Source organism: Rhodococcus triatomae (assembly GCF_014217785.1).
In the GTDB taxonomy this organism is placed as follows: Bacteria; Actinomycetota; Actinomycetes; order Mycobacteriales; family Mycobacteriaceae; genus Rhodococcus_F; species Rhodococcus_F triatomae.
This window is the reverse complement of sequence record NZ_CP048814.1, coordinates 3293995-3307907: the sequence shown is the minus strand read 5'-3', so window position 1 is coordinate 3307907 and position 13913 is coordinate 3293995. Positions and strand designations below refer to the sequence as shown.

The window sequence follows — 13913 nt, the reverse complement described above, 5'->3', positions numbered from 1 at the left end:
ATTCGAGCGATAGGCTACTGCCAGGACGCTTCGGCGATACGGGAGGTGCGAGTGCCTGCGCGACTGATACCGGACGGCTTCGGCGAGGGATGGGCGGAGTTCGTCCTGCCGGGCCGGCGCCGGTTCCGGAACCCACTGGGTCCGAGCGAAGCCGAGGTCCGCGCGAACATGGCGGGCGAGGCCAGTGCCGACGCCGCGCTCGCACTACAGGAGGCCGGGAGCGCGGACACCGACCGGATCGACGTACCACTCGATCTGACCGCCGCCGCGTTCTTCGACGTCGACAACACGATGGTGCAGGGTGCCTCGATCATCCACTTCGCGCGGGGGCTCGCCGCCCGCAAGTATCTGAAGACGTCGGACCTGGTGGACTTCGCCTGGAAACAGGTGAAGTTCCGGGTCACCGGCAAGGAGAACAGCGACGACGTCGCCGAGGGCAGGGAAAAGGCCCTGTCCTTCGTCGCCGGCCGCTCGACAGCGGAACTGGCGCGGCTCGGTGAGGAGATCTACGACGAGGTGATCGCCGACAAGATCTGGCCGGGCACCCGCGCGCTCGCGCAGATGCATCTGGATGCCGGGCAGCAGGTGTGGCTGGTGACCGCCACCCCGGTGGAACTGGCACAGGTGATCGCCAAGCGACTGGGCCTCACCGGCGCACTCGGCACGGTCGCCGAGAGCAAGGACGGCGTGTTCACCGGGCGGCTGGTCGGCGACATCCTGCACGGGCTCGGCAAGGCGCACGCCGTCCGCGCACTCGCCGTGCGTGAGGGCCTCAACCTGCGTCGATGTGCCGCCTATTCGGACAGCTACAACGACGTCCCCATGCTCTCGCTGGTGGGCACCGCGGTGGCCGTCAACCCCGACACGGACCTGCGTGAACTCGCCAAGACCCGCGGCTGGGAGATCCGTGACTTCCGCACCGGCCGCAAGGCGGCGAAGATCGGCGTGCCGACCGCCCTGGCGATCGGTGCCGTCGGCGGAGCGGTGGGTGCGGTGGCTGCTCGCCGCCGCGAACACCGCTGATCGACCTCCCGGCTGATCGACCTCCCGGCTGATCGACCTCGGCCCGGCACGATGTCACACCGTATTCGTCAGATCGAACCGATGTGACATCGTCCCAGTTGAGGGGGTAGATCACGCGCCGGACGGGCCGGGTTCAGCCCAGGAACACGTTGCGGCGACGAGCGAGGAGCCGGTACAGCGTCTGCTGGATGGTCTCGCGCACGTGGTCGGTGACCTCGAACAGTTCCATCGGATCCTCGGCCGCCGCGGCGTCGTAGTTCTCGGTGGTGATCGGGGCGCCGAACTCGATGTACCACTTGGACGGCAGCGGAACCAGGCCGAGCGGGCCGAGATGCGGGAACAGTGGGGTCACCGGGAAGTACGGCATCCCCAGCAGCCGGGCGAGAGTGCTCAGGTCCCCGATCTTCGGATAGATCTCCTCCGACCCGACGATGGAGCACGGAATGATCGGCGCGCCGGTGCGCATCGCCGCCGAGACGAACCCGCCGCGACCGAACCGCTGCAGCTTGTACCGCTCCCGGAACGGCTTGCCGATGCCCTTGAACCCCTCGGGGAAGACGGCCGCGAGCTCTCCCGAGCGCAGCAGTCGCTCGGCGTCGGGAGTACAGGCCAGGGTGTGCCCCGCCTTGCGCGCGATGTCCCCGACCACGGGCATCTCGAACGCCCGGTCCGCCGCGAGCATCCGTAGCGGACGATGCTGCGGATGACGGTCGTGCACCGCCACCGACGTCATCAGGCCGTCGATCGGCACCACACCCGCATGGTTGGCGACGACGAGGGCACCGCCACTGTCCGGAATGTTCTCGATACCGCTGACCTCGACCCGGAACCACTTGTCGAACAGTGGCCGCAGGACGGGAAGCCACACGTTCTCGGCGAAATGCGGGTCGTACCCGAAATCGTCGACGTGATAGTCGCCGGACAGGCGACGGCGCACGAACTCGGCCACGGAGACGATCTGATCGGCGAGGGCACGACGCACCCCGTCGACGACCGAATCGGGGGCGGCCTCGGACGCCTCGACCGGCGTCACCGGAGGCAGGACCCCGGACGGGTGCCGCGCCTCGCTGGCGGCGTACGCGCTCCGGTCGACGGAGCTGCGGGAGTGCAGGGGGATCACCTTTGCCACGTCGCTCACCCGGCGCTCCCCGGTGTTCCGACGAGCGTCAGCAGCCCTCGCTCGGTGGCATCCACGAAGCGGGCGGTTCCGACCGGCTGGGCACCGGTGGCGCGGGAGAAGTCGTCGAGGGCCTGCATCGTCGTCCAGCGAGGCTCGAACCGGAGTTCGGTGCGCATTCTGGTGGTGTCGATGCCGCAGCCGAAGTTGAAGTACTCGAGTTGCTCGTCGGTGTACGAACGCATCACCGGCCCCATCAGCGCCCTCCCGAGACTCCGGAACAACGGGGACGGGATCGGGACCTCGACCCGGCCCGCGCGGCGGATCGCCTGCGAGAGCATCACCACTCCGTCACCGGCCACGTTGAAGGTGCCGGCAGGGCCACCGACGACGGCCCGGTCGAGCGCGGTGAGAGCGTCCTCCTCGTGGAGCAACTGCAGTCGCGGATCGCGTCCCGCGATGGTCGGCACGATCGGGGACGTCAGGTACTGCGCCACGGTGCCGTTGAGCCGCGGACCGACCATCGGTGCCAGACGCAGGATGGACACGTCGATGTCGGGACGACGCCGTCCGAGGCCCCGCAGATAGCCTTCGATCTCGATGCTGTCGCGCGCATAGGCGCCGCCGGGCCGACGCCGGGCGCTCATCTCCTCGGTGAACTTGACCGGATCCTTCGCCGAGGACCCGTACACCGAGGTGGTCGAGCGCAGGACGACCTTGCGCACCGTGGGCGCCTTCTGGCACACCGCGAACAGCTGCATCGCCCCGATGACGTTCATGTCCTTCATGGCGGCCCGGCTCCCCGACTTGGGCGCCCGGCTGAGCGTCGATGCGTGCACCACCGTGTCCACGCCGGCATTTCGAACGACCTTGCCGATCATCGGATTTCGAATGTCGGCGCGCACGAACTCGGCGCGCCCCATCCGCCGCAGCATGTCCTTCGTCGGTGAGAGCGAATCGACCGCGATGATCCGCTCGACGGCCGGATTCTGCGCCAGCCTGGTCACCAGATAGCCGCCGAGGAACCTGCTCGCACCGGTCACCAACGCCACGCGCGGCGTCTCCACCGTGGCGCCTCCAGACCCTTCGCCGTCAACCACCCGAACCCCCGTTCCCGTAGTGAGTGGGCACCACGATACGGGGCGCCGCGCGATCTCGCTTCATGCAGGAGAAACTGAATCGATGTCCAGTTTCCCCCGGATATTCCGACCGGGCATTCAGGGCCCGGCCGTCCAGCGCGCCGGCCCCCAGGCATGAGAAACCGGGGCAGGGAACGCCGACACGACGGACCCGGAAACACTCGATGCCCGCCACCACGAGGGTGACGGGCATCGAGATGCGAAAGCCCTATCCGCCGAAGTGACGGCAGGCGCTCACTTGCCGAGTTTGCGACGCTGAACTCGCGTCCGGCGAAGCAACTTGCGGTGCTTCTTCTTCGACATGCGCTTGCGTCGCTTCTTGATCACTGAACCCATAGCGGGTGTTCCTCACGTTCTTCTCTAGCGTTCATGCGCACGCCGGTCACGTACGCCGGCGCCGCCCTTGGACGCCCGGGGCCTCGTTCACCTGGCTCGGTGCCTGGAGAGGCACCGTGCCGGTTTGGTACGACAGTCGGTAATCGTACCGGTCTTGGCTCGCCCCGGAAAACGAGGGGCAACACCACCCTACTTCGACCCCGGCCGTCAGCCGGCGTCGAAGTAGGACGTCTCCAGATAGTCGTGCACTGCTTTCGCGTGTACCCGGAACGAACGGCCTACCCGGACGGCAGGAAGTTCGCCGCTGTGCACCAGTCGGTACACAGTCATCTTCGACACTCTCATCAGTGCTGCGACCTCGGCGACGGTGAGAAATTGCGTCCCGGCCAGGCCGGATTGCCCATCGGAAGGGTTTCCCTTCGACGGTCTCTGTGCAGACGTCATCAACCACTTACCTCCGGCACGTCCCGCGCCGCCGGCTTCCCCTCCGGCGGAACAGACACGAACGTGCTGACCCGAGCTTAGCGGGACCGGTGGGGTTACTGCGACGGGTGTGGGATTCTGGAGTTCACCAAGTGGACACCGAGAGGTATCCCGCCGCTGCTCGAGCGCAACTATTCGATTCCCGAACCCAATTCCGCGGACCGGGACTTCGCGGCCTCGAGCGCCTCGAAGAACGCCTTTCGCACCCCGTGCGACTCGAGTTGACGCACCGCAGCCGCCGTGGTTCCGCCGGGAGAGGTGACCGCAGCGCGCAGTTCGGTGGGGCTCTCCCCGGAACCACCGAGCATCGCCGCCGAGCCCGCGATCGTCTGGGTCACCAGTTCGGAGGCCGTCGCCCGCGGCAGACCGAGGCCCACCGCCGCGTCGATCATCGCCTCGGCGACCAGGAACACGTAGGCCGGACCGGAGCCGGAGACCGCGGTGACCGCGTCGATCTGGCTCTCCGGGACGGTGGCGACGGAACCGACGGAACCGAGGACTCCGCGCACCAGCTCGAGATGTTCGTCCTTCACGTGGCGGCCGGGGGCGATCACGCTCATGCCCGCACCCACGAGCATCGGGGTGTTCGGCATGACCCGGACCACCGGGAAACCCGCCGGCAGCCGCTTCTCGTAGAACACGGTGGGCACGCCGGCGGCGAGGGACACGAGCATCTGCTCCCGGTCGCTGTCGAGATCAGCCTTGTCGATCTCCGCGGTGGCCTTCTCGACGTCGCCGGGCTTGACGGCGACGACGATGACATCGGCACCCTCCGCTGCGTCGCGGATGCCCGTGACCAGCACTCCGTACTCGTCGGCGATCTCCTTCGACCGCACCGGGGAATGCTCGGCCACCACGAGATCCTTGACCGCGTGCCCGGCTCGGAGCAGTCCCGCGATCAGGGCCTCACCGATCCGGCCACCACCGATTACCGCAATTCTCGTCATGGCGACAAGCCTGCCACGGTGCCTCGCCCGGGTGGGACCCGGCATCGCCCGGTCCGGAGGTGCCGGAAGGACCCGGAATTCTGTCAGCGCGGGATCATCGCGAGCTGTCGGCTCTGTACCACCACGGCTCCGGTGGAGTCGAGGACGGTGTGGTCCTCCTCGAACCACGTTCCGCCGAGTACCGCGGAACTGGCCATCACCCGCAACCATCCGGGCGTGGGCCGTCGGCGCAGGTAGGTGGTGAGCTGGACGGTCGGCGCCCACCCGAACAGGCCGCGGTTCATCGTGACCGGCGCACTGATGTCCCCGGCCATGATCGCGAACAGCGCTGCGGTGTCGGCGTCGTTCTCGTCGTCCGGGCGCGGGCGCACCCACATGCGGACCTCCGGCTCGCCCTGACTGCCGGTGAGGAAGTGCGCGGACGATCCGTCGATCCGCATGTCGCAGCCGCGGGACACGTGCACGATCCTGCCCATCGGATGGTCGTCGGTGAGCACCACCGCGTCCGACGGCGGCTCGGCGGGCAGCGCCGCCAGTGCCGTGTCGGTGGCGTAGGTGGGGACCTCCGAGTCGGGCACTCCCAGTGTCACCGACCCCCGCACCGCAACCCGGTCGCCCTGAGCGAGTTCGACGTCGACGAAGGAGACCTGCTTGCCGCGCTTGCGGATCGTGGCCGTCAGCGAGACCTCACCCGGGTCCGGGGCGGCGAGATAGTTCGCCGAGACCGCCAGCGGCTGCACGGCGCCTCCGGCGGGCGGCGCCGAACTCTCGGGCCGGTCGGTGCCGAGGAGTGCGTTGCGCGCCGCCACGGCGGCCAGGGACATCATCGATCCGCCGTGAACCTTGGGACCGATCGTCCACATGGGGTCGATCGTCGCGGTGAACCGACCGTCGCCGAGGTCGACGAGGGTCGTGAGGTCACGGAAGGGGGTGCCGGTCATGTGCTGTTCCTGTGATCGTCGGGGTCGGGGTCGGTGGTCGCGGGAGTGTGGACAGGGCCGGAGCGCAGTCTCCGCGCCGCGTGGTCGCCGTGTGCGATCCGCCGCAGCGCGGTGATCACCGGTTCGTACACGGCAGTACCCAGCACCGCGTACCGGACGGCCTCGTCGACGGCGCTCGCGGGCATGAGCGAGATGTCGAACTCGGCGATGGCACCGATGTGACGACCATAGGTGTCGAGGCGTTCGCCGGTCATGGGCAGCCCGGCGGCCTCCACCGTTGCGAGTGCCCGTTCGAGTTGCGCCACCGCCACATAGCGCGGGTCGTACTCCAGGCCCAGACGCTCGAGAGCGGCCCGGGCGCGCGGATGATCGCCGGACCGCTCGGCGGCGTCGAGGTAGGGAGGCAACTGCGCGATGGCCGCCCCGAGGTCCTCGAACAACGAGTTCTCGGGCTCGTCGACGAGCCCGAGAACTCGCCGGATCCGGGGAATCGGCAGCCCCACGCCGGCCAGCGCCTTGATCAGTGCCAGCCGCTGGACGTGCTCGTCGCCGTAGCTCGACCGGGTCGCACTGGTGGGCGTGCCCGGCATGAGCAGCCCTTCTCGCAGGTAGTACTTGATCGTGGCGAGGGGGACGCCCGAACGGTCGACCAGTTCCGAAACGCGCACTCGGCCTCCTCCGCTTGACATTGGATACTCACACTATCCACTATTGGATAGTCGCAGTATCCATTTGCTCGAGCGTACCTCGAACGGAGACCCCGCCATGAGCCCCGTCCTCACCGTCGTGACCGGAGCCACAGTGCTGACCGTCGTCGGAATCGTTTCCGGCGGCGCCTTCCTGATGAGGGTGCTCGCCGGGGGCGTGCCCGCCAACGACCTGCAGAAAACCTTCTTCCGGGCCGGTCACGCGCACGCCGGGGTCCTGGTGACGCTGGGCCTCGTCGTCGCCCTGCTCACCACCGCGGCCGGAGTGTCCGACGTGTGGGCGACGACCGGCAGCGTCCTCGTCCTCTCGTCGGCGATCCTGGTACCCGCAGGGTTCTTCCTGTCGGTACTCGGCACCGATCCGCGGCGTCCCGGCCGGATGGTCCTGTGTATCTGGGCGGGTGCAGCGGTGCTCGCCGTCGGGCTCCTCGTCGCGGGCATCGCGACCGTCGCCGCCGGAGTCGCCGCATTCTGACCTTCCCGCGCGCGGGAAGGTTCAGGGGCGGGGCGGCACCGTGACGTTCAGATGCTCGCGGGCGAACGCGAGCGCCTGCGAGAGCATCGACGAACGCTCCCGGCGCGTGCGGGCGTTCTGTGTGTTGATCTCGACGACCGCCTGCCCGTCGAACCCCGAGGCGACGAGATGCGCGCACAGTTCGGCGCACGGCTGGGTGCCGTGGCCCGGGATCAGGTGCTCGTCGAGTGACGCACCCCGCCCGTCCGCCAGATGCAGGTGTGCGAGCCCGTCTCCCATCCGCCGGGCCAGTTCCATCGCGTCGGTGCCCGCGGTCGCAGTGTGCGACAGGTCGAGGGTGTAGTGCCGGTGGTCGGAGTCGGTCGGATCGTAGGACGGACTGAACGCCGACAGCGCCGCTCCCGGCCCGCCACGCTTGCGCATCCGCTGCGCGGACTTGTCCTTGCCACCGAACAGCCCGTCCGCACGCATGGGGAACATGTTCTCGACCGCGACCACGACGTCCCCCGCCTCCTCGAGCGCCGCCACCTGATCGACGAAGCCCTCGGCGTAGCGGCGCTGCCAGCGGAACGGCGGGTGCACGACGACGCTCGTCGCGCCCAGGCTCTCCGCGGTACGCACCGACCGCTCGAGCTTCGTCACGGGATCGGAGCCCCACACCCGCTGTGAGATGAGCAGGCAGGGGGCGTGCACGGCCTGGACGGGCATCGCGTACTTGCGCATCAGCGTGCGCACCGCGGACAGGTCCTGGCTCACCGACTCGGCCCACACCATCAACTCGATGCCGTCGTACCCGAGTTCGGCCGCGTAGCGGAACGCGGCCTCGGTGTTCTCCGGATACACCGAGGCCGTCGACAATCCGACGAGGATCTTGCGCGTGCCCGGCGCCCCGTTGCCCACTGCCCCGACCACCGGTGCGCTCAGCCCGACGCGAGCATGAAGGCGAGCGGGCCGAGGGTGACGATCATCCCGACGACGACGGCGATGACGAAGCTGGTGATGTCGTCGGTGCGGCGCAGTATCCGCACCATCGCCACCAGGCCGACGATGACCAGCACGGCGAGTATCAACGCCACCCAGGGCAGGGTGTCCCAGAGCTTCTCGAAGCCCTTGAACATCAGAGCTCCCGCGATCACCGCGGCGACCCCCTGGCCGGCGAGGACGAGCCACTCGCGGGTCGAGCTGCGGGCCTCGTCCTCCGGCGCGTCGTCGTCGGCCGCGTCCTCCGCGGTGCCGGCTTCCGCCGTCGCCTCCGCCTTCGCCTCGGCCGCGCGGGCCTCCTCCTCGTCCCGCTCGGTGTGCGCGCGGCGGGACTGCCTCAGCAGGTCCCCTGCGAGTGTGGATCCGGACAGCAGGGCAGGTTCCGGCCGGAACGTCGGCTTCTCGTCCGCGGGCTCGTCCGCACCGGACCGCGGCGACGACTCGGCGGTGACGGTCTCGATCTCGACCGGGTCGGAGCCCTTCTCGTCGGTGCGCGGGACCGCTGCCCGGCCGCGAGCGGCCGAGTGACTGATCCAGGCACCCTGATTGTCCCGGGACGGGGACTTCGGGCCGGGTGCACGGAACGACGGACGGCTCGCCACCGGTTCGTCGTCGTCCTCGTCGGCAGCACCGGAGGCGGGATCGACCGGGGCCGGCGACAACGGAGCGCGCCGGGACGGCAGCGGTGGCCGTACCTGCGTCGGCGCCGAATCCAGTGCGGGGGCCGAGACCTGGGTGGCCGGCTTCGCCGGGGGTGTCGCGGGCTTCGCCTGTGGTGTCGCCGGCTTCGCCGGGGGTGTCGCCGGCTTCGCCGGGGGTGTCGCGGGCCTCGCCTGTGGTGTCGCCGGCCTCGCCGGGGAGACCGGCTCGGCGGACGCGGAAGCTGCATCGGACGAGCCCGTCGCGGGCGTCTGCGTCTGCTGCTCCGCTTCCTCCGCGCGGCGTCGCGATGCACGAGTGGACGGCCCGTCGGAGCGGGCGGCATCGGTTCCCTGGTCCGCCGGTGCCTCGACCTCGTCGTCCCGGTCCGCGGCGCGGGGGTTCTCGTCCCGGACGACCGGGATCTCACCGGTCAGCTCGGCGACCGAGATTCCGCCGGCGACACCGCGGCGACGACGACCGCCACGGCTCTCCCCTACCTGCTGCCCGTTCCGCTTCAGCAGCTCCGCGACCGATATCTGCTGGGTGTCATCGGTCATCGCGCACTCACCATCAACTCTCCGCCCATCTCCGTGTCGAGCTTGCGCAGGATCAGCCCCTCACGCAGCGCCCAGGGGCAGATCTCGATCTCCTCCACCCCCAACGCACGCATGCTGGCCTCCGCCACGAGCGCACCGGCGACCAGCTGTCGAGACCGGTCCGCGCTCACGCCCTCCAATTCTGCACGGTCGGACGCAGTCATCCGCGAAATGAAAGCTATGAGTTGCCTGAGACCGCTCGCGGTGAGGCTGCGTCGCACGCGCGTACCGGCGGTCGAGGGCGCGGCGCCGGTGAGTCGGGCCAGCGAGCGGAACGTCTTCGACGTGCCGACGGCCCGATCCCAGTCCCCGGCCGCGCGCAGTTCCTTGGCCGGGGCGGCCAGTTCCGCATCGAGCCAGTCCCGCAGGACGGCGACGCGCCGCTTGCCCGGCGGGTCCGCCTCGAGCCAGTCCCGGGTGAGCCGGCCGGCCCCGAGTTGGAGTGAGAACGCGACCTCGGGATCCTCGTCGGAGCCGCTGGTGAGCTCGAGCGAGCCTCCGCCGATGTCGAGGTTGAGGATGCGGCCGGCGCTCCAGCCGTACCAGCGGCGCACGGCGAGGAACGTCAGCCGCGCCTCGTCGACCCCGGAGAGCACTTCGAGCGTCACACCCGTCTCGGCGAGCACCCGGGCGAGGACGGAGTCGGAGTTGGTCGCGTCACGCACCGCGGAGGTCGCGAACGACATGAGCTCCTCGCACCCGGATTTCTGCGCGATCGCGGCGAACTCGGCGACCGTGCCGGTGAGTTTCGACGCGCCCGATTCCGTGATGTCACCGGCGGCGTCGATGTTCTCGGCCAGGCGCAACGTCGCCTTGGTCGAGCTCATCGGCGTCGGGTGCGCACCACGATGCGCGTCCACTACGAGCAGGTGAACGGTGTTGCTTCCGACGTCGAGTACCCCAAGGCGCACATATACACGGTACTGGGTCTACCGTCGGGCACTGTGACAGCAGGTAGCGCAGTGCGTCCGCACAAGATGACTCCGACTCCCGAGGTTCCCCCGGACTTCCCCCGCGAGTGGGTGGAGTTCGTCGATCCCGGCAACGACGAGCACCTGATCGCGGCCGACCTGACCTGGCTTCTCTCCCGCTGGACCTGCGTCTTCGGCACGCCGGCCTGCCAGGGCATCCTCGAGGACCGCCCCGACGACGGGTGCTGCTCGCACGGCGCGTTCCTCTCCGACGAGGAAGACCTCGAGAAGCTGAACGAGGCCGTGAAGATGCTCACACCGCAGACCTGGCAGTTCATGGAGAAGGGTCTCGGGAAGAAGGGCTACGTCGAGGAGGACGAACTCGACGACGAGCCCGCACTGCGCACCCGGCGCCACAAGGGCGCCTGCATCTTCCTCAACCGCCCGGGCTTCGACGGCGGCGTCGGATGCGCTCTGCACACGATGGCCCTGCAGCGCGGCATCGAGCCGCTCGAGGTCAAGCCCGAGGTGTGCTGGCAGCTGCCGATCCGCCGGGTACAGGAATGGGTCGAGCGCGCGGACGGCACGGAGATCCTCAAGACCACCCTCACCGAGTACGACCGTCGCGGCTGGGGCGAGGGCGGCGAGGACCTGCACTGGTACTGCTCGGGTTCGCCGGACGCGCACGTCGGCACCCGGCCCGTGTGGCAGTCGTACGCACCGGAGCTGACGGAGTTGCTGGGGAAGGCGGTCTACGAGGAACTCGCCCGGCTGTGCCGCAGGCGCGCCGGGCTCGGGCTGATCGCCGTGCACCCGGCAACGACCGAGGCGAACCGGCGAGCCGGCGACCACTGACTGCCGGGGCGATCAGGCGACCGGAAGCAGCGGCACCTCGGGCGCGTCGTGCACACAGTAGGTGAGTTCGGGCTGCGGATACACGAGCGCGGTCGTGCCCTCCGAGCACACCGCGGCGTCGGCGGTCTCGTCGAGCCGCTGGACGACCCGCAGTGGCTCCCCGGACCGGACGTCGACCGTGGGCGGCTCCTCCGGCCCACCGCCGGGGAACGGTTCGGGGCACACCACCTCGTCGATCGGCGACGACGCGGCACCGACGTCGGCATAGCAGCGTCCTTCGGAGAGGTTCGGTGCCAGGCACATGTAGATGCGCTTGCCCTTGGTCTCGTCGAGGATGTACGAGGCGTATCCCGGCGCCGGACACTCACTGCGCCGGTCCGGTTTCGTGGCGACGACGTAGTGGGCGTCCGGGTCGCTGCACTCGGCCTGCCGACCGCTGGCGCCCACACCGACGACACTCGCGGACACGCAGCTGCCGACGTCCGCGTACTCGACCGCGTTCTCCCGGGACCACACCGCCATCACGGCGACGACCACGAGGATCGAGGCGCCGAGCACGTACACGACGCGCTTACCGATCGTCCACAACATCGCCACCTCGTATCGACCCCCCGTCGACTGTCCCGCTCAGCCGGTGAGGCTACCCCGCGGGTGGCGGAGTCCGATTCTCAGGCGTCGAGTTTGTAGCCCAGCCCGCGCACGGTGAGGAGGTGCCGCGGCTTGGCGGGGTCCTTCTCGATCTTCGACCGCAGCCGCTTGACGTGCACGTCGAGGGTCTTGGTGTCGCCGACGTAGTCCGCGCCCCAGACCCGGTCGATGAGCTGTCCCCTGGTGAGGACCCGGCCGGCGTTGCGGAGCAGGTACTCGAGCAGATCGAACTCCTTGAGGGGCAGCGTGACGGCCTCCCCGTCGACGTTCACCACGTGACGTTCGACGTCCATCCGCACCGGCCCGGCCTCGAGGACCGCATTGTCCTGCGCGGAGTCGGCGTCCGGATCCGCTCCTCGACGCAGCACCGCCCGGATCCGGGCGATGAGTTCGCGGGCCGAGTACGGCTTGGTGACGTAGTCGTCGGCGCCGAGCTCGAGGCCGACGACCTTGTCGATCTCGCTGTCGCGCGCGGTCACCATGATGACCGGCACACCGGACCGGCTGCGTAGTTGCTTGCAGACGTCGGTGCCGCTCATCCCGGGCAGCATGAGGTCGAGCAGCACGATGTCCGCTCCGGCCCGGTCGAACTCGGCGAGCGCGGACGGGCCGTCGCCGACCACCGTCGTCTCGAACCCCTCCTTGCGGAGCAGGAAGGCCAGCGGGTCGGCCAGGGACTCCTCGTCCTCGACGATCAGCACACTCGTCATCGCCGCTCCTCCGTGCCCGGCTCCGTCAGCTGTCGATGCGTCATGCCTGTTTCCTCATCTTCCGTGGCGAACCCGACGGTGTCGGGTTCGGTTCCGTGGCGACCCGACAGTATCGGGATCGGTTCCGTCACGACCCGACCTCGTCGGGGTAGGTGGGGTCGGTGTACTCGGGAATCTGCAGGGTGAACGTGGAACCGGTCCCGGGGCGGCTCCACAGCTCGATGGATCCGTGGTGGTTGGCGGCGACGTGTTTGACGATGGCCAGCCCGAGGCCGGTACCTCCGGTGGCCCGGGCTCGCGCCTTGTCGACGCGGAAGAAGCGCTCGAACACCCGCTCCTGGTCGGCCTTCGCGATGCCGTCGCCCCGATCGGTGACCGAGATCGCGATGTTGCCTCCCCTGCGGGAGCGACTGATCGACACCGGCGACGCCTTCGGCGAGTAGGCGATGGCGTTCTGCACCAGATTGGTCAGAGCGGTCACCAGCAGGGTCCGGTCGCCGAGCACCCGGTAGCCGCTGGCCGCGTCGGTGGTGACGGTGATGTCGGCGGCCTCGGCGGAGATCTTCGACCGTTGCAGTGCCTCACCGACGACGGTGTCGACATCGACCTCTTCGAGATCGGGCAGCTTCTCCGCACCCTGGAGGCGCGAGAGCGCGATCAGTTCGGTGACCATCTTGCCGAGCCGCACCGACTCGGAGAGCAGGCGTTCGCCGAAGTGCCGGACCGACTCCGGGTCGTCGGCCGATTCGAGCAGTGCCTCGGCGAGCAGTCCCATCGCGCCGACCGGGGTCTTGAGCTCGTGGCTGACGTTCGCGACGAAGTCGCGCCGCGTGGCCTCCATCCGGACCTGCTCGGAATCGTCGTCGGCGAACACGACGACGAAGGTGTGGTCCTCCTTCGTCAGCAGGCGTGCGGTGCCGCGGACCGCGATCCGGTCGTCCCGGCGCCGCGGATGCGGACTGGAGAGGTCGACCTCCACGGTCTCCCCCGTCGCGAACACGCGCTGCGCGGCGACCCAGGCACGGTCGTCGACGAGCCGATGGCGCACGAGACCGAGTTCCTCGGCGCGCGGGTTGAACAGAACGACGTCGTGGAACCGGTCGACGACGGCGATTCCGCTCTCGGAGGCGAGCACGATCAGGTCCAGCACCTGCGACATGGTCAGGCCGGACTCTTCCTTGACACGCTGATCGTGGCGGGTGGCCAACTTGGGGACCACCACCGCACCGATCAGGTATCCCGCGAAGCCGACCACTACAGCGATCAGGACGGCTTGAACGACGCTCACGTGTGGAATCGTACGGGCGTGAACCGGGTGGGGAACGGCGGGTCGCACGGTTCGTTACCCGGTCACGATCAGTTTCCCGGGACTTCACCCGCCGTTGGCCGGATGCTCGAGGCG

General features: G+C 69.2%; 16 protein-coding genes. 3 read left to right on the top strand and 13 right to left on the bottom strand.

Annotated elements, in window-relative coordinates; genetic code table 11:
• Window positions 1-51 precede the first annotated feature (51 nt).
• Window positions 52-1023: an HAD family hydrolase gene (locus tag G4H71_RS15635; protein ID WP_072738434.1), complete on the top strand. Its 972-nt coding sequence runs from the start codon at window positions 52-54 to the stop codon at window positions 1021-1023.
• Between the two features lie 133 nt (window positions 1024-1156).
• On the opposite strand, the gene G4H71_RS15630 is transcribed toward G4H71_RS15635, so the two are convergent.
• The 7 genes from G4H71_RS15630 to G4H71_RS15600 form a co-directional block, all read right to left on the bottom strand.
• Window positions 1157-2161: a lysophospholipid acyltransferase family protein gene (locus tag G4H71_RS15630; RefSeq protein ID WP_072738435.1), complete on the bottom strand. Its 1005-nt coding sequence runs from the start codon at window positions 2159-2161 to the stop codon at window positions 1157-1159.
• Window positions 2158-3207 carry an NAD-dependent epimerase/dehydratase family protein gene (locus tag G4H71_RS15625; protein WP_371842510.1) on the bottom strand — a complete coding sequence of 350 codons (1050 nt, stop codon included), beginning with the start codon at window positions 3205-3207 and terminating at the stop codon, window positions 2158-2160. Before G4H71_RS15625 ends, G4H71_RS15630 begins: the two co-directional genes overlap by 4 nt.
• A 306-nt stretch (window positions 3208-3513) precedes the next feature.
• The gene (locus tag G4H71_RS15620) at window positions 3514-3615 is read right to left on the bottom strand and encodes a 30S ribosomal protein bS22 (protein ID WP_003402602.1); all 102 of its coding nucleotides are present in this window, start codon (window positions 3613-3615) and stop codon (window positions 3514-3516) included.
• Between the two features lie 207 nt (window positions 3616-3822).
• The gene (locus tag G4H71_RS15615) at window positions 3823-4059 is read right to left on the bottom strand and encodes a helix-turn-helix domain-containing protein (RefSeq protein WP_072738436.1); all 237 of its coding nucleotides are present in this window, start codon (window positions 4057-4059) and stop codon (window positions 3823-3825) included.
• A gap of 170 nt (window positions 4060-4229) precedes the next feature.
• The gene (gene proC / locus G4H71_RS15610; protein ID WP_072738437.1) at window positions 4230-5045 is read right to left on the bottom strand and encodes a pyrroline-5-carboxylate reductase; all 816 of its coding nucleotides are present in this window, start codon (window positions 5043-5045) and stop codon (window positions 4230-4232) included.
• 83 nt (window positions 5046-5128) lie between these two features.
• The gene (locus tag G4H71_RS15605; protein WP_072738438.1) at window positions 5129-5986 is read right to left on the bottom strand and encodes a thioesterase family protein; all 858 of its coding nucleotides are present in this window, start codon (window positions 5984-5986) and stop codon (window positions 5129-5131) included.
• Window positions 5983-6654 (bottom strand): MerR family transcriptional regulator, encoded by a 672-nt coding sequence (locus G4H71_RS15600; protein WP_072738439.1) that lies wholly within the window; start codon window positions 6652-6654, stop codon window positions 5983-5985. The genes G4H71_RS15605 and G4H71_RS15600 overlap by 4 nt, the downstream gene beginning before the upstream one ends.
• A gap of 97 nt (window positions 6655-6751) precedes the next feature.
• Here G4H71_RS15600 and G4H71_RS15595 point away from each other — a divergent pair, with 97 nt between their 5' ends.
• A complete protein-coding gene (locus tag G4H71_RS15595; protein ID WP_072738440.1) occupies window positions 6752-7168 on the top strand; it encodes a hypothetical protein in 417 nt (138 codons plus the stop codon).
• Between the two features lie 21 nt (window positions 7169-7189).
• On the opposite strand, the gene G4H71_RS15590 is transcribed toward G4H71_RS15595, so the two are convergent.
• The 3 genes from G4H71_RS15590 to G4H71_RS15580 are packed head-to-tail and all read right to left on the bottom strand — an operon-like array spanning window position 7190 to window position 10298.
• The gene (locus G4H71_RS15590; protein WP_072738441.1) at window positions 7190-8080 is read right to left on the bottom strand and encodes a sugar phosphate isomerase/epimerase family protein; all 891 of its coding nucleotides are present in this window, start codon (window positions 8078-8080) and stop codon (window positions 7190-7192) included.
• An 8-nt stretch (window positions 8081-8088) separates the two neighbouring features.
• Complete coding sequence (locus G4H71_RS15585; protein WP_072738442.1) at window positions 8089-9348, bottom strand: Rv0497 family membrane protein; 1260 nt, start codon at window positions 9346-9348, stop codon at window positions 8089-8091.
• The gene (locus G4H71_RS15580) at window positions 9345-10298 is read right to left on the bottom strand and encodes a Ppx/GppA family phosphatase (RefSeq protein WP_072738443.1); all 954 of its coding nucleotides are present in this window, start codon (window positions 10296-10298) and stop codon (window positions 9345-9347) included. Before G4H71_RS15580 ends, G4H71_RS15585 begins: the two co-directional genes overlap by 4 nt.
• A gap of 66 nt (window positions 10299-10364) precedes the next feature.
• Between G4H71_RS15580 and G4H71_RS15575 the strand changes: the two genes are divergently transcribed.
• Complete coding sequence (locus G4H71_RS15575) at window positions 10365-11153, top strand: DUF3109 family protein (RefSeq protein WP_072738475.1); 789 nt, start codon at window positions 10365-10367, stop codon at window positions 11151-11153.
• Window positions 11154-11165: 12 nt separating this feature from the next.
• Here the strand turns inward: G4H71_RS15575 and G4H71_RS15570 are convergent, their stop codons facing one another.
• The 3 genes from G4H71_RS15570 to G4H71_RS15560 all read right to left on the bottom strand — a co-directional run bounded on the left by G4H71_RS15570 (window position 11166) and on the right by G4H71_RS15560 (window position 13799).
• Entirely contained in the window at window positions 11166-11744 is a 579-nt protein-coding gene (locus G4H71_RS15570; protein WP_139183252.1) for an LppU/SCO3897 family protein, read from the bottom strand.
• Window positions 11745-11821: 77 nt separating this feature from the next.
• Window positions 11822-12511 (bottom strand): winged helix-turn-helix domain-containing protein, encoded by a 690-nt coding sequence (locus G4H71_RS15565; protein WP_072738445.1) that lies wholly within the window; start codon window positions 12509-12511, stop codon window positions 11822-11824.
• Window positions 12512-12638: 127 nt separating this feature from the next.
• Window positions 12639-13799, bottom strand: a complete 1161-nt coding sequence (locus G4H71_RS15560; RefSeq protein WP_072738446.1) for a sensor histidine kinase — start codon at window positions 13797-13799, stop codon at window positions 12639-12641.
• Window positions 13800-13913 lie beyond the last annotated feature (114 nt).